Raw genomic sequence first — 24,118 nt, forward strand, 5'->3', positions numbered from 1 at the left:
ATCATGACTACGACTCGGTGGCTCCGCTTACTGTTCTTATGTCTGAGCTGGTGGGCCACTCACTCGTTGGCCGTCAGTCTCGACGCGACTGGGAAACAGACACAACGGGTCCCCACCCTGGACCAGGTGCAGGTATTCGAAGACGTCTCGGGCAAGATGAGATTGGACGACATACTCACACTGTCCGCGGGAGCCACGCAAGGCTTCCTTCCCATGCAACGGAGTCGACTGAAACCAGGTTTCACCCACTCGGCATGGTGGCTCCGCGTGTCGGTGAGCAACCACAGTTCAACAGCCCTCCCGCTCGTTCTCGTGCTCCCGGACGCGCGCCTCGAGAACGTAGACTTTTACACCGGACGCAGCGGCCACTGGACACATGACGTCATCTATCCCGCCCGCCTCGCATCCCAGTCCTTTTCGTCGCGCTATCCATTGGCGGATTTCACGCTCGCTCCCGGTGAACAGTGCCTTTTCCTCATCCGGGTGGCCAGCGATACCGCACTCACGCTCGAACCGAGGCTGTATTCCGCAGCGGCATATGACGCGCTGGAGAAACGCGCAGCGCTCTGGGACGGAGGATTGATTGGCGGCACACTTGCACTGGCGTGGTGCGCGCTGCTCATCGCCTATTTTTCCCGCAGTGTCTCGTTTCTCGTCCTGACAGCACTGTGTGCCATGACAGCGCTGTTCGAAGCTGCGGATCGCGGCTATACGAAGCTATATTTGTGGCCGTTCGCAACCGAGTGGAGTGCGAGAAGTGTGACGGTGCTCGGATGTACTGCCGTGCTGCTGTTCATTGTCTTTATCCTGCGCATCTCTCACAGCGAAAAAGCAAACCTGCCAGCACGCTACATACTGTTCGGGTTTGCGTTGCTGGAGTGCGTTGCCGCAATAGGCGCCGCATTCGGCAATCTGTTCGTGTTCGCGCAAGTCGGCGTGTATGTCAATGCGCTATTCGGTGTCTTCACGGTGATTATCGCAGCACGCCTCGCGCGTCAGTCGACCCCCACCGCGCGGATCATGCTGCTCGTCATGATCTTCTCGCTGTTCAGCTTTGCGTTGCGCATGCTCGAAACGCTCGGGTCCTTGCCGACAGCTCTCGCCTGGCTGAAGTCCGACATTCATCCGAACCCCGTCGTTGCAATTATTGGCCTAGCCACCAACCTTATTGTGCTTGCAGCGTGGATAAACCACGTCGGAAAGCAGCGAATAGCGGCAAGGACCGAACTTGCAGACTGGCAAAGAACCGAACACGACCGCCTACGCGAACAAGTTGCGCAGCGCACATTGGAGCTGAACGAAGCATTGCTTTACGCCGAGGAGAAAAACCAGCAACTGATCGAAACCTTGGGTTATGTCAGTCATGACCTCCGTGCGCCGCTCGCTACGATTACGGGTTACGCCAGACAGCTACGGGATCTGGCGGATTCGAAGCAGGTGAGACCGATCCAGGCAATCGAGCGCAGCGTGAACTATCAACTCGGCCTGATCGACGAACTGGTTGGGTACGCGAAAACTGAGTTGCAGCCGTTGGATATCGCCCCGGTCGCAACCAACCTGCCTGCACTTCTCGACGACATTGCCGAATACGCGCTCGCACTCTGCGCGCAGTTGAACAACCAGTTCAACTATCAGGCACTGACGTCGTTGCCCCGTCGATTGACGATCGACGGCCGCCGGTTGCAACAGGTATTGCTCAATCTGCTGTCGAACGCGTCCAAGTTCACCCGCGACGGCTTCGTCACGATGACCGTGAGCGCGCGCCTGCAGGACGATCAATGGCACATGAGTTTTGAGGTCGCCGATACCGGCATCGGTATCGACATTGAAGCGCAATCGAAACTCTTTACGGCTTTTCGCCAGATACAGGCGGTGAACGGTAGCACTGGCCTCGGCCTCATTATTGCGCAGCGCATTGTCAACACAATGGGCGGCGACTTGCGCGTTTCAAGCGCGCCGCAACGTGGCACCTCGTTTTCTTTCGGACTCATCGCTCCCATTACGGAAGATGCGGATGCTTCGCCGTCGAACGTCGCACAGTATTCTTCCGGCGGCTCTGCTCATATCCGCCCACAACGCAAACACGGGTTCGCCGTTTCCGCTCCTCCAGAGAGCGACCGCCGGGAACTGGCAGTTCTCGCGAAGGACGGACGCCTGACGGACATAGAGCGATGGATAGAAAACATGATCAGGATTCACCCCTCGTGCGCAGCGTTTCTGACTGAAATGCGGCGCTGCCTCGAAGCGCTGGATTTCGCAGGCATCGAGGCTCTTGCTCTCGCACCGCACGAAACAAACGATGTCTCGCGCCCCTGGTAACGTAACAGGATGCTGTCACCGGTGTTGGCCGCGCAACCTGGAATGGGAGCGACGGCCGGACGGTTGTCGCTCATTGAAAAACGGGCCGGCCAGGCAGGCGGCCAGCTAGATGGAGCAACAGAAGATGGGGTGGGCAACGGGCACGGGGCGACGTGCGATCACGGTTGCTGCGAGGGGGATATTTTGCGCAGCGGCTACCGGCCACGCGCACGCGCAGGTGACACAACCAGCGAATGATGCGCAAGCGAAGGACACCGCGGTACAGGCGGATGTTGCGCCCGGCGTCACGCTGTCGGAGATAAAGGTGAAAGACGTGGCGAACCTGTCGTCCGTCGGGCTCGTCGGCAAACGCACTGCGACCGGCACGAAGACCGACACGCCGATCACCGAGGTTCCTCAAACGATCAACGTCGTCACTGCGCAGCAGATCGAAATGACGGGCGCAACCGACCTCAACCAGGCGCTGCACTACGTGCCAGGCTTCGCATCGTTTGGGTCCGACAGCCGCACCGATTTGTATGCAGCACTACGCGGCTTTACTCCGACTTTGTTCGTCGACGGATTGCAAGCGCCGAATACGACACCCATCGCGAATTGGCGCGTCGACCCGTATATGATCGACAGCGTCACTGTGCTACGCGGGCCAGCGTCGGTTCTGTATGGGGCCGGAGATCCGGGCGCGATCGTCGACGTGCAGACGAAGCAGGCCGACGGCGAGCGCGTGCGCGAGGTTGGCGTGCAGATCGGCAACTACGCGCGCAAGCAGACGATGCTCGACATCGGCGACAGGCTCGACGACGACGGCAAGTACGCGTATCGCTTCGTTGGCGTCGCGCGCGACGGCAATGCGCTGAGCGGCCCGAACGCGGACCAGCGCGTCGCGCTGGCACCGTCGCTCCGCTGGCGGCCGGATTCTGACACCTCGTTGACGCTTACTGCGACCTACCTGCAGGACTGGAATGATATTTCACACAACTTCCTGCCCGCGCAGGGCACCGTCCTGCCAAACCCGAATGGTCAACTGTCACATGACGTCTACACGGGAGAACCGACATTTAATGACTACCGAAAGAAACAGTGGTCGCTCGGCTACCAGTTCTCGCACGATCTGAATTCGATCTGGACGTTGCGCCAGAACCTGCGCTGGATGCACTTGTCGCTTGACGACGCGTCGGTCTTCGGCGGCGGTCTTGCCGAGGGCAGCACGACCGACATTACTCGTTACGCAGGGCTGTTTCAACTGAACTACAGCCGCTTCGACATCGACAACAACGCGCAGGCGCGTTTCGGCACGGAGCCGCTCGAGCATTTGCTGCTGCTCGGCTTTCAGTACAACCGGCAGACGACGACCGACAGCATATGGCTCGCGCTGGCGCCGGACCTGAACCTCTACAACCCGGTCTACACGCCGGTCACGACCGCGATCTTCTCGGGCCCGACGTCGTTCGGCCGCCAGGACTTGCACACGGCAATGAACACGTTCGGCGTGTACGCGCAGGACCAGGTCAAATGGAACCGCTGGGCCTTGACGCTCGGCGGCCGCGAGGATTGGGTCAACATGCAGCAGGACGACCACGAGGCCAGCACACAGACGAAACAGGATGTCAGCGCGTTCTCGGGCCGCGTCGGCCTCACGTACCAGGGCGACTACGGGCTGTCACCGTACGTCGGCTATTCGACCTCGTTCAATCCGGTTATCGGCGTGAGGATGTTCGGCCGCGGATTGCCCGAGCCGACGCGCGGCAGGCAGATCGAGGCGGGCCTGCGCTGGCAGCCGCCGCGCAAGAACCTGATGTTGAGCGCAGTCGTCTATCAGATCAACCAGACGAACGTCGTGACACCGACACCGACGAATCTCGACCCGACCGGCACGTCCTCCGTGCAGACTGGCGAGGTGCGTTCGCGCGGTATCGAGCTGAACGCGGTCGGAGATGTGTCGCGCGAACTGTCGATTATCGCGTCATACATCTATCAGGATGTGAAGAACGTAAAGGCAAACGACGCGTCGCTGAACAACTGGCCGGTCGACGTCCCTCGCCCTCGCCAGATGGCATCGCTGTGGACCGACTGGACATGGCATACAGGAGCGCTCGCCGGCTTCGGGATCGGTGGTGGGATCCGCTACCAGAGCGCGTCCGCGGGTGCGCCGGACAACTCGCTGACGGTCGCAAGCTATACGCTGTACGACGCGGCACTGCACTATCACACCCGCAATTGGCGTCTCGCACTGAACGTGGCGAATCTGTTCGACCGTCACTACATCAGCGGCTGCCAATCGTACTCGGTCTGCGCGTTCGGCAACGAGCGAACCGTGCTAGCCAACGCGAAATACACCTGGTGATAAAGCATCCCCGATTTTGGGGCAGCTTCAGATAACGGAATTTAAACCACGCCAAGCCGTCAGCCACGACTGGCGGGCAAGACGGCAAAGGCAAAAAAACCTATCGCGCTTTGCCCGCCCCACCCCAGTTGAAACCAGAACTGAACTGCAGCGCCGGCGCCCACTTCGCGCATGCCTGAAAACTCAACGCAGCGCCGCCGACGGCAAACAAAACTGGAATCAGAAAGTCGTGGCTCACCCGGGTAAATTCAAAAACGAGCACCACAGCCGTAACCGGCATCTGCATCGAAGCAGCCAGAAACGCCGTCGCGCCGACAACGGCAAACGCGCCTGAAGAAGCGCCCGGCCAGAACAGACTCCAGGCCCCGCCGAGCACGATCGCCAACAACGCGCCATTCGCAAGCCCGGGCGTCAACAAGCCGCCTTCAGCACCCGCACGCAAACTACTCGCGGTGATCACCACCTTCAGCACCAGCAGCATGGCCGCGAGCGCCATCGTCAGGTTGCCGTCGAACGCCAGGCCCGCAGGCCCTTTGCCATTGCCGAGCAACTGCGGAAAGTGCATCGCCAGTACGCCGATGATTGCGAAGTTCAACAGCGACAACACGGGCAAACGCCAATCCCTGGGCGCCTCTGCACGCGCGCGTTTCGTCAGCTCCGTAAAGCCCCACGCAGCAGCACCGAAAATCGGACCGCACACCACAGACCAGACGACCAGCGACGTACTCACCGTCAACGACGGCACCAGATATTGATGCTCGTTGCCCAGACCGAATTGCGCGACCAGCGCCGCGACGGCCGATGTCACCACGGCAGGCACCAAGGCCTTCGAGCCAAACGTGCCCAACAGAACCTCGAGCACGAACACCGCGCCACCGAGCGGCACGTTGTAGACAGCGGCCAGACCCGCGCCGGCACCGCACGCGACCATGATCCGGCTTTGCTCGACCGATAAGCCCGCGCGGCGCGAGAGCCAGCCGGCCAGCGCCGAACCGATCTCGCGCGGCGCGACTTCGCGTCCGAGCGGCGAGCCGAGCGCCACCGTCACGATCTGCAGCAGCGCATGCACGGTGGTGCTCACCACCGGCATACGCGGATCGTCGGATTTGACGGCCTGGCGAATGCTGACGAGCGGCCGCCCGTTGCGATACAGCAACCACCAGCCGAGCCCGGCCACCAGTCCGCACATCGTCAGGACGAGCACACGCCGCTCAGGCGTCGCATCGGTGACACCTTCCAGGAAACTCTCGCTGCTGATGACGTGCGTCACGCTGTAGCCATATGCGAGGTGCTGAATGCCGTGCAGCAGCAAGGCGAGCAACATGCCGCCGAGACCGGCGCCGATCCCCGTCAGCAACGTGACGACGGCCAATGCTGCAAGTGGATTGCGCGCGCGGCGCCGTGGCTCCGAAGTAATTGATTTGACTGACATGGTGCGTCGACAGAGGCGGAATTAATGGGATAGCGATCATCTTATTCCGCGTCGCAACATGAATCAAATTGCTTTTTCTACTCGACTGATGCGTCATGCGCATAGGTGGCACGCATCCGCTTCCTGCAACAGAAACGTAAGCCCTTCAGCCTGTCCGGATCATGAGAGCGGACGACGCATGCATTTGTCGCCCCCCACCGCTCGTCTTACCTCAGTTCACCGACACGAAATACATTACGAATAACAAACAATTTATCAAACGCGGTTAATACGATAATTACATTAAGCCGACATCCGCCATGCATTGAGATTCGCACCGGAATTCGCTCCAGGGATTAATACGGATAAACGCGGCATCAACCATGCAAGCGTTTAACGCTCGGCGTACACTCGCTCGAAGCCCGCGCCACGGGTCGCACGGGGCTGCAGAGCCGCCCGTCGTCAAACACGGGTTATTGGAGACTCAGGAGAACAATCAATGAGCTGGACACGGGAACAGAGAAACGTCACGATCGCCGCCTATCTGGGCTGGACTCTCGACGCATTCGATTTCTTTCTAATGGTGTTCGTATTGAAAGATATCGCGGCGGAATTCAATACAAACATCCCGACGGTTGCCTTCGGCATCATGCTGACCCTGATAATGCGTCCAGTCGGCGCATTGATTTTCGGCTGGCTCGCTGACAAGTACGGTCGCCGTCCGACGCTGATGGTCAACATCGCGTGCTTCTCGCTGCTGGAATTGCTGTCCGGCTTTTCGCCTAACCTGACCACCCTGCTCGTGCTGCGCGCCCTGTTCGGTATCGCGATGGGCGGCGAATGGGGCGTGGGCGGCGCACTGACGATGGAAACCGTGCCGCCCAAGTCGCGCGGCATCGTCTCGGGCCTCCTGCAGGCCGGCTATCCGAGCGGCTACCTGCTCGCCTCCGTCGTGTTCGGCGTCTTCTATCAATACATCGGCTGGCGCGGCATGTTCTTCGTCGGCGTGCTGCCGGCGTTGCTCGTGCTGTACGTGCGAGCACACGTGCCGGAGTCGCCGGCCTTCAAGACGCTCGAGAAGAAAGTGCGCCCGGGTCTCGTCGCCACGTTGAAGCAGAACATCGGCCTGTCGCTCTACTCGATCGTGCTGATGACCGCGTTCAACTTCTTCTCGCACGGTTCGCAGGATCTGTATCCGACCTTCCTGCGCGTGCAGCATGGATTCGACGCGCATACGGTGTCGTGGATCACGATCACGCTAAACATCGGCGCGATTTGCGGCGGCCTGTTCTTCGGCTGGTTCTCGGAGAAGATCGGCCGCAAGCGCGCGATCTTCATCGCCGCCTTGATCGCGTTGCCGGTGTTGCCGCTGTGGGCTTTCTCCACCACGCCTGTGCTGCTCGCGGCCGGTGCCTTCCTGATGCAGATCTCCGTACAAGGGGCATGGGGTGTAATTCCGGTGCACCTGAACGAAATCTCGCCCGATGAAATTCGCGCGACGTTCCCGGGCCTCGTGTACCAGCTCGGCAATCTGATCGCGTCGGTGAACGGCCCTCTGCAGGCGAGCGCTGCCGAAGCACACGGCAACAACTACGCACTGGTCATGGCCGTCGTGATCGGTATCGTGGTGGTGGTGATCGCCGCGCTGATTCCGTTCAGCCGCGAACGCCGCGGCATCGACATGACACAATCGGCGAAAGAGGTCGCGGCAAGCACCTAAGGAAGCCGCCTCGCGGCACAGCTTCAAGCGTTCGAACTAAACAGCTATTTCGCCGGCGCGTTATCGGGCACAATAGCTACAAAGGCGGCTCGAACCGCCACAATGCAGCGCAAGCAGCAATGCAGGCGCCGGGCAAACGCAAAGCAGGAACGCGCGAACCCGGCGTCAGAAAACAAACGCAAGGCCAAACACAGGTAGCAAGCAATACGAGGCCGTTCCGATTTCGATCGGAACGGCCTTTTTTATTTCCGCGCGGTTTGACGCGCCCGCGCGCATTGGAAAAACGGACCTTCGTCAGGTCTTCTAGAGGAGTTAGTCCACACCGAGCCCTTGATCGCAGTCCCGATCCTTCTTTATCCTGAAAAAAACGGCTGTTTCAAATAGTCATTTGAATCGCTTGTTTGCGGGCCGGATGCCCGGCAACTGGGAGACGCAAAATGGCAGTTCGCACAACAGGCCGGCATGCCGGCGACACGAAGTCCCGCATCCTCGACGCCGCCGAAACACTGTTCATCGAATGCGGCTATGAGGCCATGTCCCTGCGCCAGATTACTTCGCGGGCCGAAGTGAATCTCGCGGCAGTCAACTACCACTTCGGCAGCAAGGAATCGCTGATTCACTCGATGCTGTCGCGCCGGCTCGACCGGCTCAACCAGGAGCGGCTCAAGCTGCTCGACCGCTTCGACGAAATGCTCGGCGCGCGTCTGACCTGCGAGCACGTGCTCGGCGCCATGTTCATTCCGGCGCTGCGGCTGTCGCGCGATCCGCGCATCGGCGGCAAGGCGTTTTTGCGCCTGCTGGGGCGTGCCTATACCGATCCGTCGTCGTTCATTCGCGACTTTCTCAATGCGCATTACGAGTCCGTTGCGATTCGCTTTTTCGATGCGTTCCAGCGTGCGCTGCCGCATCTGCCGCGTGAAGAACTCGGCTGGCGTCTGCACTTCGCGATCGGCGCGCTATCCGGGGTGCTGGCCGGCACCGATACGGACAGCCTGATCTCGGAGTTCTCGCAGGGCAAGTCGATGAACGACCTGCAACTGATCGCGCGTCTTGCATCGCTGATGGTGGCCGCGCTGAAAGCGCCCTTGCCCGACGGCTCGCAACTGGCCACGTTTGCCGCCGTGCTGGGCGACGCCACCGAAGGCGGCGCCGAAGGCCAGATGGAATGCGCGAACCCGGCAGCGGGTACACAGCAGGCCTCAGGCGGATTTGAATCGTCGGGACCCGCAGTCTCGGACGGCGAACAACGCGGCGGCAGCATGGAGGCGAGTCCGTTTCAGCCCGCGTTGCACGGCACGGCTTGATCGGAACTGAAGCTGATGCGGGCGGTGCTGCGATGGGCCGTCCGCGTGCAAAAACATGAATGAATACCGCATATCCGAGCAGCACGTCTAAGTCCCGCACCTAAACAACATCACGCTGTCGAATTGAAAAAACGACACGAAGAACGCAGCAGGGGCGCAACGCAAAAGCGCCCCGAGCGCGCGACGCAGCAGTAACACCGCCAGTCAGAAGACCAACAGAACGCGAGCCGTCCGCGACCCGTGGATGCGTTTGCACGCACCATCGAAACAGGAGGAAACGTTATGTCGTGGTTCACCCTAGTACTCGTCATTGCCGCTCTCGCGCTCGTCTACGTTCAGGCGCGCGCCTCATGGTGGCTTGCTTTCATGATCGTCTGGGTGGCGGCCGCGCATATCAGCGGAGCGGCGGGGCCAGTGGCGACAACGTTGCTCGCGATCGTCTTCGTCTTCCCCGCCCTCGTCCTCACGATCAAACCGCTGCGCCGTACGTGGCTCACGAAACAGGTGCTCGACATTTTCCGCAAGATCCTGCCGGAGATGTCGCCGACCGAGCGCGACGCCATCGAAGCCGGCACCGTCTGGTGGGACGCCCAACTGTTCTCCGGACGCCCGCATTGGGACACGCTGCTCGGCTACGGCCCGGCTACGCTCACCGCCGAGGAACAAGCGTTTCTCGATGTCGAATGCGAGCATCTGTGCGATCTCGCGAATGACTGGGAAACCACCATGGTGTGGCAGGACCTGTCGCCGAAAACCTGGCAGTACATCAAGGAGCGCGGCTTTCTCGGCATGATCATTCCGAAGCAGTACGGCGGCAAGCAGTTCTCCGCTTACGCGCATTCGCAGGTCATCATGAAGCTCTCCACGCGCTGCTCGGCCGCCGCCGTTTCGGTGATGGTGCCGAATTCGCTCGGCCCGGCCGAGCTGCTGATGCACTACGGCACCGAAGAGCAGAAGAACCACTATCTGCCCCGCCTCGCCCGTGGCGACGATATCCCCTGCTTCGCGTTGACGAGCCCTTACGCCGGTTCCGATGCAGCGGCGATTCCCGATGTCGGTATCGTCTGCAAGGGCACGTTCGAAGGCCGCGAGACACTCGGTTTTCGCGTCACGTGGGACAAGCGCTACATCACGCTGGGACCGATCGCGACCGTACTCGGCCTTGCATTCCGCGCGCTCGATCCGGACCATCTGCTTGGCTCGGACGAAGAGCCCGGCATCACCTGCGCGCTGATTCCGACCGACCATCCGGGCGTCAACATCGGCCGCCGTCACTGGCCGCTAAACGCGGTGTTCCAGAACGGTCCGAACTCGGGCAAGGACGTCTTCATTCCGCTCGACTGGGTGATCGGCGGCCGCGCGCAAGTCGGCAACGGCTGGCGCATGCTGATGGAGTGTCTCGCCGCGGGCCGCGCGATTTCGCTGCCGTCGTCGAATGTGGGGATGGCGAAGATCGCCGTGCGCGGCACCGGTGCCTATGCCGCGATACGCCGCCAGTTCCGCACGCCCGTCGGCAAGTTCGAGGGCGTGCAGGAAGCGCTCGGCCGCATGGGCGGCAATCTCTACGTGATGGACGCCGCGCGCCGCCTGTCCGCGCAGGCGGTGGACCTCGGCGAAAAACCATCGGTGATTTCGGCGATCGCGAAGTACCACATCACCGAACGCGCCCGCATGGTCATCAACGACGGCATGGACGTCGCCGCCGGCAAGGGCATCTGCATGGGGCCGTCGAACTTCCTCGCGCGCGCCTATCAGCAGGTGCCGATCGCGATCACCGTGGAAGGCGCGAACATTCTCACGCGTTGCCTGATCATCTTCGGCCAGGGAGCGATTCGCTGTCATCCGTATGTGCTGAAGGAAATGGAGGCCACGCGCGAAACGGATCGCAGCAAGGCGCTGCGCGATTTCGATGCGGCCTTCTTCGGTCACGTCAGCTTCACGCTCTCCAATGTGGTGCGCAGTTTCGTTTATGGCGTCACGGGCGGCGCGTTCATCACCAAACCGCGCACGGCGTACGCCCCGCTGCTGTCGTACTACCGCGCGGCCACTCGCATCTCGACGGCTTTCGCGTTGCTCGCCGACGTCTCCATGTTCGTGCTCGGCGGCGATCTGAAACGGCGCGAACGCATCTCCGGGCGCCTCGGCGATGTGCTCTCGCAGCTCTACCTGATCTCCGCGACGCTCAAACGTTTCGAAGACGAAGGCCGTCAGGAAGAAGACCTGCCACTGGTGCGCTGGGGCGTCGAAGATTCGCTGTACAAAGCGCAGCACGCGCTCGACGGTGTGCTCGCGAATTACCCGAACCGCCTCGCCGCGGGTCTCGTGCGCGTGCTGGCATTCCCATTCGGCCTGCCGTATCGCGAGCCGTCCGATCGCCTCGGCACGGAGATCGCGGAGCTGATGCAAACGCCGGGCGCGGCACGCAACCGCCTCGTGTCCGACTCGTACGTGCCGCATCCGGATGTCGACGCGCTCGGCTACGGCGAGCTGGTGTTCGAGTTGAACCCGCGCTTCACGCAGATCGACCAGAAACTGCGCGACGCAGTCAAACAAGGCCTGCTCGAACCGATGCCGCAGAGCCTGCCGCAACTGGCCGCGTGGACCGAGACGGCGCAACAGAAAGGCCTGATCGACGCCGACGATCGCGGCGTGCTCGAGGACTATGCGCGGTATGGCGCGCAAGTCGTGAAGGTCGACGACTTCCCGCCCGACTTCGACATGCTCGCCAATCTGCAAAAGCGCAAGGACGCGCTCGAAAAAGCGCTGGAGTTCGCGGCCTGAGCGCCTTGAAAAAAACATCCAGGCGGGGCTCACCCAGATGCCCCAAACTGGGTGCACACTGACACACGTTTGAAGTCCCCGATGGGACTTCCTTCGGAGCGTGGCCAGCGGAGCAATCAATAATATGAAAGACTCTTACCTGAACTTCGTCAACTCGCCATTCGGCGCGCGCCTCGCGCGCTCGTTAGGCTTACCGAAGCCCGAGGTGCTGCACCGTTATCGCGCGGACCGGCCTGAGTTCGACGGACTGATCGCGATCGGGGCGGGCCGCGAACCGCGTCTGCTCGATGCGCTCGCGAATCTCGTGACGAGCATCGGCATGACCAGCGTGGCCCATGAAAGCGCGGGGCTATGGGTGCCGCTCGCGAATCGCCATGGTTTGATGACGGGCCGTTTCGAACCGGCGGAGTCCGGTTCGCACGGCAAGCTCGCCGCCCTGCTGTTCGATGCGAGCGGTATCGAAGACAGCAGCCAGCTCGAACCGCCGCACAGCTTTTTCCACGATACGCTGCGCTCGCTCGGCAAGTGCGGCCGCATCATCGTACTGGGGCGGCCGCCGGAAGCCTGCGCGAGCCCGCGCCAATGGACCGCGCAGCGCGCGCTCGAGGGCCTCACGCGTTCGCTCGGCAAGGAGGCACGGCGCGGCACTACCGCGAATCTCATCTACGTGGAGCAAGGCGCCGAGAACGATATCGAAGCGACGTTGCGATTCTTTCTATCGCCGCGCTCCGCGTATGTGTCGGGCCAGGTGGTGCGCATCGGCGTACACGCCGGTGCCGATGCCCTGCCGGCATTCGACTGGATTCAACCGCTCGCAGGCCGGCGTGCCGTGGTCACCGGCGCCGCGCGTGGCATCGGTGCATCGATTGCGAGCGTGCTCGCCGCGGAAGGCGCGCACGTGATCGGCATCGACATTCCCACGGCGCGCGAGGCGCTCGACTCGACCATGCGCCAGTTGAACGGCACCGCCCTCGCCTTCGACATCGCCGCGCCCGAAGCGCCCGCGCAGATCGCCGCGGCGCTCGACGAACAGGGCGTGAACATCGTCGTGCACAACGCGGGCATCACGAAAGACAAAACCATCGCAAAGATGACCGACGCCGCGTGGCAAAGCGTAATCGACATCAACCTGTCCGCGCAGGAACGGATCGATGACGCCCTGCTCGCGGCGGGCATTCTGCGCGACGGTGGCCGCATCATTGGCGTGTCGTCGATCAGCGGCATTGCCGGCAATCTCGGTCAGACCAATTACGCCACATCGAAAGCCGGCGTGATCGGCCGGGTGCAAAGCATGGCGCCGCATCTGCGCGCGCGCGGCATCACGATCAACGCGGTGGCGCCCGGCTTTATCGAAACGCAGATGACCGCGAAGATTCCGTTGACCATCCGCGAGGCCGGCCGCCGGATGAATTCGATGAGCCAGGGTGGACAGCCGGTAGATGTCGCGCAGACCATCGCGTGGCTCGCGCATCCGGGATCGGCGGGCGTGAGCGGCCAGATCGTGCGCGTGTGCGGACAAAGCCTGATTGGAGCGTGAGCATGAGTGAACCGGGTGATCCGTTCCGGGGTGGTCACGCAGCGGGCGCGGCCCGTCCGAAGACCGTCTTCATCGAGCAGTTGCCTGCGCCGGCGAAACTGTATGGGCGCGCGTTGTCCGGCATCGTCAAACGCGGGCGCGACACACACCTGCCGGCGTTGCGCCTCGTGCGCCCGGCAGTCGCCCTCGACCCGGGGCCGATCTGGCGTTATTCGCGGGTCTGCGGCTTCATCCCCGAGCATGGCGTGCCGCTCACGTATCCGCATCTGCTGGCCTTCCCGCTGCATCTGCTGATGCTCACCGACCCGGCGTTTCCCTGGCCCGCGCTCGGCCTCGTGCATCTGGCGAACCACGTGCGGCTGCGCCGGCCGCTCAATTACAAGGACATGTTGCGCGTCGAGGTGGAATTCGGCGCGCTGCTGCGTCACGACAAGGGCCAGGCGTTCGTGCTGCATACCCGCATGTACCGCCGTGGCGAAGCGGTTTGGGATGGCGACAGCGTCTATCTGAAACGCGGTGTGCCGGCGAGCGGCAGTTCGCTCGATCCGCTGGAGCTCGGGCACGTCGCGCTGGAACGCATCTCGCGCTGGCAACTGCCGCCGCAACTGGGCCGCGACTACGCGCGCGTATCCGGCGACTACAACCCGATCCACCTGAGCGCGCTGTCCGCGAAGGCATTCGGCTTTCCGCGTGCGATTGCACATGGCATGTGGACGCTGGCGCGCGCCGCCGCCGCGCTGCAACCGCCGAAACCGCTCGCCGAGGCTACATTGAGTGCCGAATTCAAATTGCCGATGCTGCTGCCGGGCGAGGCGTCGCTGTGGAGCGCATCGCCTTCGCTGATCGAGCGCGACATCGAGGTGCGCGACATTACCGGAGAAAAACCGCATTTGCGTGGCCGTATGCAGTGGAAGCTGCTATGAGGCACCGGCAGACACCCACAGGCACGCGCATGCTTTCGTCACCGCATGGAATTGAAGCCGCCTGCAAATCGTTGCTGAGCTTGCAGACACACCAACGCAAAGCAGCCTTACTCGCCGTTCGTATCATTTGCACCGTTCGCACCGTTCAATAACCAGGGAACGACCCAAAGGAGCCAAGCATGTCCAACCCGCTGCCCGCCGTGCGCCGCGTCGCCATCATCGGCGGCAACCGGATTCCGTTTGCCCGCTCGAACACCGCTTACGCGACCGCGTCGAACCAGGACATGCTGACCTTCACGCTGCAAGGCCTGATCGACCGCTACAACCTGCACGGCGAACGTCTTGGCGAAGTGGCGGCCGGCGCCGTCATCAAGCATTCGCGCGACTTCAACCTGACGCGTGAATCCGTGCTGTCCACCACGCTCGCCAAGGAAACGCCCGCCTACGACGTGCAGCAGGCCTGCGGCACCGGGCTGGAGGCGGCCATTCTCGTCACCAACAAGATCGCTCTTGGGCAGATCGAAGTGGGGATCGCGGGTGGCGTCGATACGACCTCCGACGCACCGATCGGCGTCAACGAGCGCATGCGCAAGATCCTGCTCGAAGCGAATCGCGGCAAGAGCACCGGCCAACGTGTCGGTGCTCTCGCCAAACTGCGGCCGGGTATGTTCTTCAAACCGCTTTTGCCGCGCAACGGCGAGCCGCGCACCGGACTTTCGATGGGCGAGCATTGCGAGCTGATGGCCAAGCGCTGGAACATCTCGCGCGAAGCGCAGGACGTGCTCGCTTACGACAGCCATCGCAAGCTCACCGAGGCGTATGCGCGCGGCTTCGTCAACGATCTGATGACCCCGTATCGTGGCCTTGCGCGCGACAACAATCTGCGTTCCGACCTGACGCTCGAAAAACTCTCCGGTCTGAAGCCGGTATTCGATCGCGACGCGGGTACGCTGACCGCAGGCAATTCGACGCCACTGACTGACGGCGCGTCCGCCGTGCTGCTCGCAAGCGAGGAATGGGCAGCCAAACATGGCCTGCCAGTGCTGGCGTATCTGAGCTGGTCCGAAACCGCCGCCGTCGACTTTTTCGACAAGAAGGAGGGCCTGCTGATGGCGCCCGCCTACGCCGTGCCGCGCATGCTCGCGCGTGCCGGGCTCACCTTGCAGGACTTCGATCTATACGAAATTCACGAAGCCTTCGCGGCGCAAGTGTTGTGCACGCTCGCGGCGTGGCAGGATGACGAGTATTGCCGCACGCAGCTCGGGTTGCCTGGGCCGCTCGGTGCGATCGATCGGGCAAAATTGAACGTGAATGGCAGCTCGCTCGCCACCGGCCATCCGTTTGCCGCCACGGGCGGCCGTATCGTCGCCGGACTCGCGAAGATGCTCGCGCAACTCGACAAGCCGGCCGGCACCGCGCGCGGACTGATCTCGATCTGCGCGGCGGGCGGCCAGGGCGTAGTGGCAATTCTGGAACGCTAGGCGTCGCGCTTGCCTCAGCGCGTGTTTCAATGAATGCCTTGTTTCGAAGGCTGCAGCAATGACCGCTTTGATTGCCGCCTTGATGACTTCAATGACTGGCTGCAAGACCAGCATACAAACCGATGAAGCGACTGCTTCAGGAGACGACCGATGACCCAGCCCACGCAAGTCCCGCTCTCGCCCGCCGCCGGATCCACACCGCTTGCGAATGCAGCGGACCCGGTGCCCAGTCAGGCGGCGAATCGCGCGCCCAACACCGACGGCATCTGGTACGCGTCGTATCCGGCAGACGTTCCGCATGAGATCGACGTCAACCAGTACGAATCGCTCGTGCAGTTCTTCGACGAATGCATCGCGAAGTTCCGCGAGCGCGTCGCGTATGTGAGCGTCGGCGCGAACATGACGTATGGCGAGCTCGGCCGCAAGGCCGCCGCATTCGCCGCGTATCTGCAAAGCATCGGTGTGAAGCCCGGCGAGCGCGTCGCGATCATGCTGCCGAATACGTTCCAGTATCCGGTGTCTCTGTTCGGCGTACTCAAGGCGGGCGGCGTAGTGGTCAACGTGAATCCGCTCTACACGGTGCGCGAGCTCGCGCACCAGTTGAAGGACAGTGGCGCGCAAACCATCATCGTGTTCGAGAACTTTGCGAAGACCGTCGAAGACGCACTGCCCGGCACCAAAATACAGAACGTCATCGTGACGGGTCTCGGCGATCTGCTCGCCGACGGCCTGAATCTGAAGGGACGTCTGCTCAATTTCATGCTGCGCCATGTGAAGAAGATGGTGCCGGAATACAAGCTGCCGAAAGCGGTGCCGCTGCTCGACGCGCTCTCGATCGGTTACACGCGGCCGCTGACGCCCGTACGTCCCACGCACAACGACATCGCGTTCCTGCAATACACCGGCGGCACCACGGGCGTGGCCAAAGGCGCGATGCTCACGCACAGGAACATTATCGCCAACCTGCTGCAGGCGAAGGTCTGGTCCGAGGGGCAGTTGAGCGGCGACATCGAAACGGTGCTCACGCCGCTGCCGCTCTATCACATCTATTCGCTGACGGTGAACGCGCTGATCTTCATGGGCCTCGGCGGACGCAACATCCTGATTGCCAATCCGCGCGACATGAAGCGCGTGATGATGATCATCCGTCACGAGAAATTTACCGGCATCACCGCGGTGAATACGCTCTACAACGCGTTCCTCGACAACGAAGAATTCTGCAAGCGCGACTTCTCGAACCTGAAACTCGCGATGGCCGGCGGCATGGCCACGCAGAAATCGGTCGCCGATCGCTTCAAGGCGGTCACCGGCAAGCCGATCATCGAAGGCTATGGGCTGACCGAGTGCTCGCCGATCGTGTCGATGAATCCAGTGGACCTGACCAATCTTCGCGACTTCGAAGGCTCGATCGGTCTGCCCGCACCGTCCACGCAAGTACGCTTCAGGAAAGACGATGGGTCGTGGGCAAACATCGGTGAGGCCGGCGAACTGTGCGTGAAGGGTCCGCAGGTGATGAAAGGCTACTGGAATCGTCCGGAAGAAACCGCCAAGACGATCGACGACGCCGGCTGGCTCGCCACCGGCGACATCGGCGTAATGGATTCGCGCGGCTTCATTCGCCTGATCGACCGGAAGAAAGACATGATCCTGGTGTCGGGCTTCAACGTCTATCCGAATGAAATCGAAGACGTGATCGCGATGCTTCCGGACGTGCGCGAAGTCGCCGCAATCGGCGTGCCCGATGCGGCGCAAGGCGAGCGCGTGAAGGTGTTCATCGTCAAGCGCAATCCGTCGCTGACCGCGGAACAGGTGATCGCCCACTGCCGCAAGAACCTCACGGGGTACAAGGTGCCGAAGCTCGTCGAGTTCCGCGACGAGCTGCCGCAAACCAACGTCGGCAAGATTCTGCGCCGCGCGCTGCGCGACGAGGAACTCGCGAAGCAAAAACCTGCCTGACAGGCAAGGCGCCTGGCACCACGCCTTGCGCCGTCCTTTCGGAGAGATTCATGGAGCACAGCATGTCCGCACGCTCACGCCGCTCGAGTAGCTTGAGCCGCTCGCGTAGTTCGAGCCGCTCGCCGGCCTTCATGCGCCTCGCCCGTCTTTCGTCGGAGACCGCCACGTTGGGCGCGTCCCTAGCCGCTTCATTGCGTGCGGTTTCGTCACGGGGACTTCTGATCGGCGCGCTAGTGGCCAGCGTCGCCGCGCTGGCAACGCCGCCGGCATTCGCACAGAACGACGACACGCCGCCCGCGCTCGACACCAACAGCGCCGTCAAGGCGCCCACCACGCCGTCCTCGCAGGTCGGCAAGCTCACGCTCGACCAGCAGGTCAAGTGGCTGCGCGCCGCGCAACAGAGCGGCGCCATGGAGAAGCTCGACGACGCGCAACTGGTCGCGCTGTTCCAGTCGCTCGATCCGCTTGCGTTACCGCGCTACATCAAGGAAGGGCCGAACGGTTTTCCGTCATACGAGTTCACCATGTCGCGCTCGGAACGCATTCATGGCCAGTGGCCCGACAAGCCCGATCACATGCTGGTGCGCATCGCCCACGATCCGCTGCGAATCTACGCAAAGTGGCTGCCTGACGGTGCGCACGCCGGGCAGGAAATCATCTACGACGAGTCCAAGCGCACCGACGAAATGTACGGCCACCTTGGCGGCATCATGAATGTGATGCCGCTTTGGACCGCGTTGAACGGCGCCCTCGCTCGTGCGCAATCGAACCACCAGGTGCGCGATCTCGGCACCGAGTACATTGCCGGTCAGTACCTCTCTGAATGCAAAAAATACATTGAGGCCGGCATACCGCGCTCGAATCAGGTGGAAGTGAAAACGATCGACGGCGTGCGCGTGGTCGCCTTCACCTTCGAAACACCGAACGGCCCGCCGCAGTTCTATGCGAAGAAAGAAACGCTCGGGCTGGATCTGCGGCATCCGTATTTCCGCACTGTCGAGTCTTATGACAACGACGGCAAGATCTTCGAGAAGATCGTCTTCGAAAGCATCACACCGAAAACGCTCGACGATTCCACCTTCGATCCAAAGAACAAAGCTTATAAGTTCTAGGGTTCTAGCGGATAAGACGCGGCGTCAACGCGAAAGCGACATGCGCGACGAGCCCCGCACCCTGCTCGTGGCTGTGCTCGACCAGTTGGCCTACGCGGGTGGCAAGTTCCCTGAGCACGAAGTAATCGGATGCGCGTGTGAGGCCGATCAGCGACGCCGGTGTTTGCGTGGGTGTCTGCCTGAAACGCGGCGCAAGTGTCGTGTACCAGAGGGCGCCGATGTCGTCACCGGCTTCGAATACGGGCAGCTTCATGCGTGCGACGTAGTCGGCGAATGCGGGGCCGCCCGCGAGGGTGGAATCGATCACGGCGAGCGTGTCGCGGCGAGCGGCGGCATCGGCGAGCCACGGCCATGCGCCCCCTGCCGCGGTCGAGAGCCATGCGCCGGTCATCATGAAAGCGCGTCGGTCCATTGCCTGTTCACCTCGCTCACTGACTCACTAACTCACTCACGCGCCTCACGTATAACCCCGCCGGTCGCGCCACGCTGCCGGCCAGATCCCCTGCTTGCCCGGCGCGAGAATGCCGTTCGGGTCGAGGGCGTCCTTGATCGTTTCCGAAAGCCGCAGCAACGCGCCGTCGTTGAAACTGTACTGCGCCGCCGCGAAATCCATATACGCGAGATGCGCGCGATATTCGCCGTAACCCGCCGCGCGCGCATCGCTCATCAGCGAACGCAATAAAGCGCCCGCCTGCTCGACCTGATTCGCGTCGTCGCGGTCGAAGATTGCCGCGAAGATGTGATGCAGATGACGCACACCCGCAGTAAAGCCACCGTAGTAATCGAAGCCGTATTCCGCCGCGCGCGCCTTGACCATCGTATATTGACGCAGCGCGTCGCGGCCGGTCGCTGGGCACACCGGCGCGAAGTCCACATGCGCGCCCGCGCCGCCGCGCCAGTCGAGCATGCGAAACGCGCTCATCGCGGGGATGCCGGCCAGGTTGCGATCGCCGCCCGCGGTGGGTTGCGCATCGCCCGTATAACGAACCGCCGAAAGTTTCGCCTGTGGCACGCGGGAGAACGCGCGCTGCACGATCGCATAACGCGCGTCGATCAATTCAGGCGTCCCGTACAGCGCGAAATGAAGATTCCAGCGGCCCACGTTCAGCTTGTCGAGCATGGCCGCCACCGCACTTTCAGGCATGGCGCCTTTGCCTTCGTACCACTGCTGACGGGCCGACAGACCCGCGGCCCGGCGCAAACCGCCTTCGATCACCGCATTGTTGCGGATCGTTTCATCGAGCCGCAATGGCCGCAAAATATCGACGATCGTTTCGAGATCCTCTTCGTGCCGGAACTGGATTTCGCCGAGCAGATACGCGGGCGGCGCGGGCATCAGCCAGACACCGAGCTTGGTGACGATGCCGTAGTTCGACTGCATGAACATCGCATCGAAGGAAGGCCCAAAGCCCGGTTGATACAGTTGCCACGCGGTGCCGATTTCGATTCCGCCCATCCCGGTTCGCAACACGTCGCCGTTGGCGAGCACCACTTCCATGCCGCACTGCGTCGCCGCGTGATCGCCGTACGCGGTATAGCCGAAGCCGCGCTCGAGCGTATTGCCGACCACGCTGCCCCAACCCGCCGCGGGCGGATCGACCCAGAGCTTGTAGCCTTTTTCGCGAAGATGCGCGTAGAGATCGAAGTAGCTGACGCCCGGCTCGACCAACGCGTAAGCGAGCGTCTCGTTCACTTCAATGATGCGATTCATCCGCTGCAGATCGAGCACGACTGAACCCGCCAGCCGCGGTGCGGCGCCACCGTACGCGAAGTTGCGGCCGGTCGAGACCGTCCATAACGGAATGCGAAATTGATTGGCAATCCGCAACACCGCGCGAATCTCGTCGACCGAGGCGGGCAGCAACGCGGCCGACGCGGAAAACGCTTCGCGCTCGCCGGGCGCGAACGGATCGAGGTAGGAGGCGAGCCCGGCGGCCGAGGTCACCACGTGCGACTCGCCGACGATCGCGCGCCAGCCGGCGAGCGCGCGATCGAACCCGGCGGCGGAAACTTTTGGCGGCAAGCTACGCGTCAAGGCATCTCCTTTGCGGCGATACGTGTGTGCGGCGGCAAGCTAGCGGTGCATCCCACCGCCGTGCGACATGCCGTGCGACATGCCGCCCCACATGTGCGTCGACCCGCCGCCGTGCCAGCCGCCGCGCCCACCCATTCCATACGATCCGTGCCCATAACGCACATGATCCATGTGATGAAAATGATGAAAGCGGTCGACGAAAATGACCGACACGCCAGCGAATGCCACCGGCGGCCCCCAGTACCATGGATCGTAGTAATACACCGGCGCCGGCGCCATGGCCTGCGCGGCGGCATCGTCTTCGACGATCTGCCAACTGCCGTCGGGCTGCAGGCACGCGCGACCGCTGACCTGCTGCATGACGCCGTCGATTTCCGCCTGACCCACCACGAAGCGGCAGGTCGACGCGTCCGTCGGCGGCGCATTCGCATCCGATTGCGCTTCGACCGGCGCCGCGTAAACGGCGCACAGGCACAGACACGCTACGCCGAAACGCAGCCCCGTGCCGAACTGATGAAAAGTAAGCATGATTTCGCTGCCTCGACGTGCCGGCGTTGCGACTCGCAAAAAGCGTGTCGACACCGTAAAGACCCCGTCGGTTTGCCTCGCACGAGACCATGCCGTCCCAACGCGCTTGCAAGGCGGGACAGCATGATCCTGCAGCGAGTAAACGTGGCGCCGCGCGACGCTATTCCGACGGCACACGCGCGCGCACGGCGGTTTCTGTTACCACGTGTTGCAACGGAATCCGACGATCAGCGTTTTGCCTGGTCCGGGTGCTCGCCGCGCTTGCAGCGCTACTGCCAGGCCTCCGGCTTGCCGCCTAGCGCGCTGCACACTTCGATAGCAATCGAGCGCAGCTTGTCTTCCGAAATCGGCCCGGATAACGCGTAGCCCATGCGGTCGCTGACCCAGTAGAAGGTTCGGCGGTTACCGTCGCGGAACAGGCGGAATGCGGTTTCGTCGCGAGCAATTCCGGTGATGTACAGCGTGAGGCGCGCGCCGCTGGTATTTTCGTACATGAACTGCGCGGCCGGTCCTGCTTCGCCCGGCAACAGACGCCCTCCCACCAGCGAGTAACCGTACTCCTGCAACGACGGCACCGACAGCGGCCGGTTCAGGCGTTTGGACAGCCAGTTGATCAGATGCTCTTCCTCGTTCGCGGCGACTTCGACGGGATGACGCCGCTCGGGCGTGTACACCGCATAGGCGATATCGGCGCGCTCGGCAAAGCTCGGCGGCTGGCCGCCCAGCCCGTTCCACGCGCCGCCCGTCAGACGCGGGGCGAGCGGCCCCAAGGCGAGCGCGAGACCCGCGCCGGCCGCGAGCCAGCACGCCGCGAGGCCGACGCGTTGCCACCACGGCGTCGGCCGCCGCACCACGATGAAGGCCGGTTCGTCGTCCGCGTCGCTCTGTCCGACGCTCTCGCTGCGTTCGCTGCCCTGCGGCGCGCCGCACAGCGCCTGCAGCGCCGCTTTCTGCGCGCGCCATGCCGCCACTCTCGCGGCAGCCTGCGGCTGCTGCGCCAGTTGCGCCTCGATCGCGGCGCGCTCCTCAGGCGGCAATTCGCCGTCGACAAACGCCGACAGCGCCCGCGGATCGGGCCCCTCAGGCAAGCTGGAATCGTGCTCGTTATTCATCACGGATTTCTCACTACTTTCAGCGGCGGGACTTTGCGCGCCAACCCCACAGCGCCCCCTTCAAGCGGCCCCTCCGTCATCAGCACGCGCATGTGTTCCCGCGCGCGCGACAGCCGCGACATCACCGTGCCGATCGGCACGCCGAGCGCTTTCGACGCTTCCTGATAAGACAGTTCCTCCACGCAAACGAGCAGCAGCACTTCCCGCTGCTCGACCGGCAGGCAATATAGCGCCCGCTGCAAATCACGTAACACCAGACCGTCGACCTCGCCATGCGGCGCTTCGAGATTGCGCCACGGCGCGCTTTCATCGTCGACGGCAATCTCGCGGCGGCCGCGCAACTGATCGATGTAAAGATGCCGCAGGATCGTCAGGAGCCACGCACGCAGGTTGCTGTTCGGACGGAACGCCGACCAGCGCGCGAGCGCGCGCTCCGCCGTATCCTGCACGAGGTCGTCGGCCCAGGCGCGGTCGCCCGTCAGTGCGCGCGCGTAGCGGCGCAACTGCGGGAGCCACGAAATCACTTCAGCTTCGAAACTCACCCGGCGTGGCAACGATCAGTAGCCGCCGCCGCTGCTACTGTTACCGCTGGCGCCCGAAGCGCCGCTGTCGGTGGTGCAGCCGCTCGTTGCGAGCGAGCCCAGCGCGAGCGCCAGCAGCACGAAGGTGGCGGAAAGAATGCGGGATACTTTCATGGTGAGTCTCCTGATGAGCGCCCGGCCGGCGCCTGCGAGCCGGGGATCCGATCGGCCACGTGCGAAATGCAACGCTGCCATGTCTGAATTAACGTGAGCGGGCTGTGATTTATTCCACGTACGGCAGCGACACGCACCATCTTTTTCCGCCACCCCGATCTGGCGTGCTCGAACGTGGCCGAAGAAAGCGCTATTCGTCGGCAGATTCGTAACTCAACGTTACAGCTAATAGTTATCAGATGCTTATGTCCGCGCAAGCCGTTATAGTGGACGCAGTTCGCCCGCCGACGCGTTCTGCCCCCACACAGGGTAGAATCGCGGCGAACAACCGTCTTCCTAACCTGAATTGTCCATGGCTTCCGCAGAATCGCATCCGCAAAACGACTTCATGAACGCTGCGCGCAAAGAACGAAAGCGCGTCGAGATCTATCTTGTCAACGGCATTCGCCTGACAGGGTGCATCGAGTCGTTCGATCAGTATCTGGTGATGCTGCGCACGCCTGTCGGCCTGCAAGGCATTTACAAGCGCGCGATCTCGACGATCCAGCTCGACACCGGCACGCGTCCGGCGCCGCGCGCCGGGGGGCGGCCTTCGCACGGCGAGCACACCACGCGTGGCCCGCACGGCTCGCGTGAACCGCGCGATCACCGTGAACCGCGTGAACCGCGCGAGTCGTATGGCGCGCCGTCTTCGGATCGCCCTGCGCCCGATCGTAGCAACAGCACGTCCGACGGTCCGGTGGTCGTGACACGCCGCCGGCGTCTGTTCGGCACGGGCGGCGGCGACGGTGGCAACCATGGCGGCGGCAATCATGGTGGTAATGGTGGCACCGGCGGTGGCACCAGCGGTGGCAACGAATAAA

Annotated in this window: 18 protein-coding genes; 11 read left to right on the forward strand and 7 right to left on the reverse strand. The window is 62.7% G+C overall.

Translation table 11 applies throughout. The features are described from left to right. Positions 1-3: 3 nt before the first annotated feature. Positions 4-2,319: a sensor histidine kinase gene (locus tag M0D67_RS12755; protein WP_171926442.1), complete on the forward strand. Its 2,316-nt coding sequence runs from the start codon at positions 4-6 to the stop codon at positions 2,317-2,319. Positions 2,320-2,443: 124 nt separating this feature from the next. Further along, positions 2,444-4,660 carry a TonB-dependent siderophore receptor gene (locus M0D67_RS12760; protein WP_266238912.1) on the forward strand — a complete coding sequence of 739 codons (2,217 nt, stop codon included), beginning with the start codon at positions 2,444-2,446 and terminating at the stop codon, positions 4,658-4,660. A gap of 100 nt (positions 4,661-4,760) precedes the next feature. Here the strand turns inward: M0D67_RS12760 and M0D67_RS12765 are convergent, their stop codons facing one another. Then, a complete protein-coding gene (locus M0D67_RS12765) occupies positions 4,761-6,092 on the reverse strand; it encodes a chloride channel protein (RefSeq protein ID WP_266238899.1) in 1,332 nt (443 codons plus the stop codon). A 478-nt stretch (positions 6,093-6,570) separates the two neighbouring features. Between M0D67_RS12765 and M0D67_RS12770 the strand changes: the two genes are divergently transcribed. The 8 genes from M0D67_RS12770 to M0D67_RS12805 all read left to right on the forward strand — a co-directional run bounded on the left by M0D67_RS12770 (position 6,571) and on the right by M0D67_RS12805 (position 18,885). Continuing rightward, on the forward strand, positions 6,571-7,791 hold the full coding sequence (locus M0D67_RS12770; protein WP_154564871.1) for an MFS transporter: 1,221 nt from the start codon (positions 6,571-6,573) through the stop codon (positions 7,789-7,791). Positions 7,792-8,228: 437 nt separating this feature from the next. After that, positions 8,229-9,095 carry a TetR/AcrR family transcriptional regulator gene (locus tag M0D67_RS12775; protein ID WP_154564873.1) on the forward strand — a complete coding sequence of 289 codons (867 nt, stop codon included), beginning with the start codon at positions 8,229-8,231 and terminating at the stop codon, positions 9,093-9,095. A 282-nt stretch (positions 9,096-9,377) separates the two neighbouring features. Continuing rightward, complete coding sequence (locus M0D67_RS12780) at positions 9,378-11,876, forward strand: acyl-CoA dehydrogenase (protein WP_266238900.1); 2,499 nt, start codon at positions 9,378-9,380, stop codon at positions 11,874-11,876. 124 nt (positions 11,877-12,000) lie between these two features. Further along, complete coding sequence (locus M0D67_RS12785; protein ID WP_171926402.1) at positions 12,001-13,413, forward strand: 3-oxoacyl-ACP reductase; 1,413 nt, start codon at positions 12,001-12,003, stop codon at positions 13,411-13,413. 2 nt (positions 13,414-13,415) lie between these two features. Further along, positions 13,416-14,336 (forward strand): MaoC/PaaZ C-terminal domain-containing protein, encoded by a 921-nt coding sequence (locus M0D67_RS12790; RefSeq protein ID WP_154564879.1) that lies wholly within the window; start codon positions 13,416-13,418, stop codon positions 14,334-14,336. Between the two features lie 179 nt (positions 14,337-14,515). Then, positions 14,516-15,817 (forward strand): acetyl-CoA C-acetyltransferase, encoded by a 1,302-nt coding sequence (locus tag M0D67_RS12795; protein WP_171926401.1) that lies wholly within the window; start codon positions 14,516-14,518, stop codon positions 15,815-15,817. Positions 15,818-15,967: 150 nt separating this feature from the next. Further along, the gene (locus M0D67_RS12800; RefSeq protein WP_154564883.1) at positions 15,968-17,773 is read left to right on the forward strand and encodes an AMP-binding protein; all 1,806 of its coding nucleotides are present in this window, start codon (positions 15,968-15,970) and stop codon (positions 17,771-17,773) included. A gap of 62 nt (positions 17,774-17,835) precedes the next feature. Beyond that, positions 17,836-18,885, forward strand: coding sequence for a DUF1571 domain-containing protein (locus M0D67_RS12805; protein ID WP_233465012.1), 1,050 nt, complete (start codon positions 17,836-17,838; stop codon positions 18,883-18,885). A 4-nt stretch (positions 18,886-18,889) separates the two neighbouring features. Here the strand turns inward: M0D67_RS12805 and M0D67_RS12810 are convergent, their stop codons facing one another. From M0D67_RS12810 to M0D67_RS12835, 6 genes are all read right to left on the reverse strand, one after another. Next, positions 18,890-19,297, reverse strand: a complete 408-nt coding sequence (locus M0D67_RS12810) for a hypothetical protein (protein ID WP_154564885.1) — start codon at positions 19,295-19,297, stop codon at positions 18,890-18,892. Between the two features lie 45 nt (positions 19,298-19,342). Further along, entirely contained in the window at positions 19,343-20,920 is a 1,578-nt protein-coding gene (locus M0D67_RS12815; protein ID WP_171926400.1) for an FAD-binding oxidoreductase, read from the reverse strand. Positions 20,921-20,959: 39 nt separating this feature from the next. Further along, a complete protein-coding gene (locus tag M0D67_RS12820; protein ID WP_171926399.1) occupies positions 20,960-21,448 on the reverse strand; it encodes a hypothetical protein in 489 nt (162 codons plus the stop codon). Between the two features lie 269 nt (positions 21,449-21,717). Beyond that, positions 21,718-22,560, reverse strand: a complete 843-nt coding sequence (locus M0D67_RS12825) for an anti-sigma factor (RefSeq protein ID WP_154564891.1) — start codon at positions 22,558-22,560, stop codon at positions 21,718-21,720. Next, positions 22,560-23,102 carry an RNA polymerase sigma factor gene (locus M0D67_RS12830; RefSeq protein WP_168435880.1) on the reverse strand — a complete coding sequence of 181 codons (543 nt, stop codon included), beginning with the start codon at positions 23,100-23,102 and terminating at the stop codon, positions 22,560-22,562. The genes M0D67_RS12825 and M0D67_RS12830 overlap by 1 nt, the downstream gene beginning before the upstream one ends. Before the next feature lie 15 nt (positions 23,103-23,117). After that, positions 23,118-23,255: a hypothetical protein gene (locus M0D67_RS12835; protein ID WP_166618265.1), complete on the reverse strand. Its 138-nt coding sequence runs from the start codon at positions 23,253-23,255 to the stop codon at positions 23,118-23,120. A gap of 352 nt (positions 23,256-23,607) precedes the next feature. On the opposite strand from M0D67_RS12835, the gene hfq reads away from it, so the two are divergent. Beyond that, on the forward strand, positions 23,608-24,117 hold the full coding sequence (gene hfq / locus M0D67_RS12840; RefSeq protein ID WP_154564895.1) for an RNA chaperone Hfq: 510 nt from the start codon (positions 23,608-23,610) through the stop codon (positions 24,115-24,117). Position 24,118: the final 1 nt, after the last annotated feature.

Source organism: Paraburkholderia sp. SECH4 (genome assembly GCF_030511745.1).
In the GTDB taxonomy this organism is placed as follows: domain Bacteria; phylum Pseudomonadota; class Gammaproteobacteria; order Burkholderiales; family Burkholderiaceae; genus Paraburkholderia; species Paraburkholderia madseniana.

Coding starts and splice junctions, on each gene's coding strand:
- M0D67_RS12795 (WP_171926401.1), top strand. CDS start 14,516: ATGTCCAACCCGCTGCCCGCCGTGCGCCGCGTCGCCATCATCGGCGGC.
- M0D67_RS12775 (WP_154564873.1), top strand. CDS start 8,229: ATGGCAGTTCGCACAACAGGCCGGCATGCCGGCGACACGAAGTCCCGC.
- M0D67_RS12820 (WP_171926399.1), bottom strand. CDS start 21,448: ATGCTTACTTTTCATCAGTTCGGCACGGGGCTGCGTTTCGGCGTAGCG.
- M0D67_RS12770 (WP_154564871.1), top strand. CDS start 6,571: ATGAGCTGGACACGGGAACAGAGAAACGTCACGATCGCCGCCTATCTG.
- M0D67_RS12800 (WP_154564883.1), top strand. CDS start 15,968: ATGACCCAGCCCACGCAAGTCCCGCTCTCGCCCGCCGCCGGATCCACA.
- M0D67_RS12835 (WP_166618265.1), bottom strand. CDS start 23,255: ATGAAAGTATCCCGCATTCTTTCCGCCACCTTCGTGCTGCTGGCGCTC.
- M0D67_RS12825 (WP_154564891.1), bottom strand. CDS start 22,560: ATGAATAACGAGCACGATTCCAGCTTGCCTGAGGGGCCCGATCCGCGG.
- M0D67_RS12755 (WP_171926442.1), top strand. CDS start 4: ATGACTACGACTCGGTGGCTCCGCTTACTGTTCTTATGTCTGAGCTGG.
- M0D67_RS12810 (WP_154564885.1), bottom strand. CDS start 19,297: ATGGACCGACGCGCTTTCATGATGACCGGCGCATGGCTCTCGACCGCG.
- hfq (WP_154564895.1), top strand. CDS start 23,608: ATGGCTTCCGCAGAATCGCATCCGCAAAACGACTTCATGAACGCTGCG.
- M0D67_RS12760 (WP_266238912.1), top strand. CDS start 2,444: ATGGGGTGGGCAACGGGCACGGGGCGACGTGCGATCACGGTTGCTGCG.
- M0D67_RS12785 (WP_171926402.1), top strand. CDS start 12,001: ATGAAAGACTCTTACCTGAACTTCGTCAACTCGCCATTCGGCGCGCGC.
- M0D67_RS12765 (WP_266238899.1), bottom strand. CDS start 6,092: ATGTCAGTCAAATCAATTACTTCGGAGCCACGGCGCCGCGCGCGCAAT.
- M0D67_RS12805 (WP_233465012.1), top strand. CDS start 17,836: ATGTCCGCACGCTCACGCCGCTCGAGTAGCTTGAGCCGCTCGCGTAGT.
- M0D67_RS12790 (WP_154564879.1), top strand. CDS start 13,416: ATGAGTGAACCGGGTGATCCGTTCCGGGGTGGTCACGCAGCGGGCGCG.
- M0D67_RS12780 (WP_266238900.1), top strand. CDS start 9,378: ATGTCGTGGTTCACCCTAGTACTCGTCATTGCCGCTCTCGCGCTCGTC.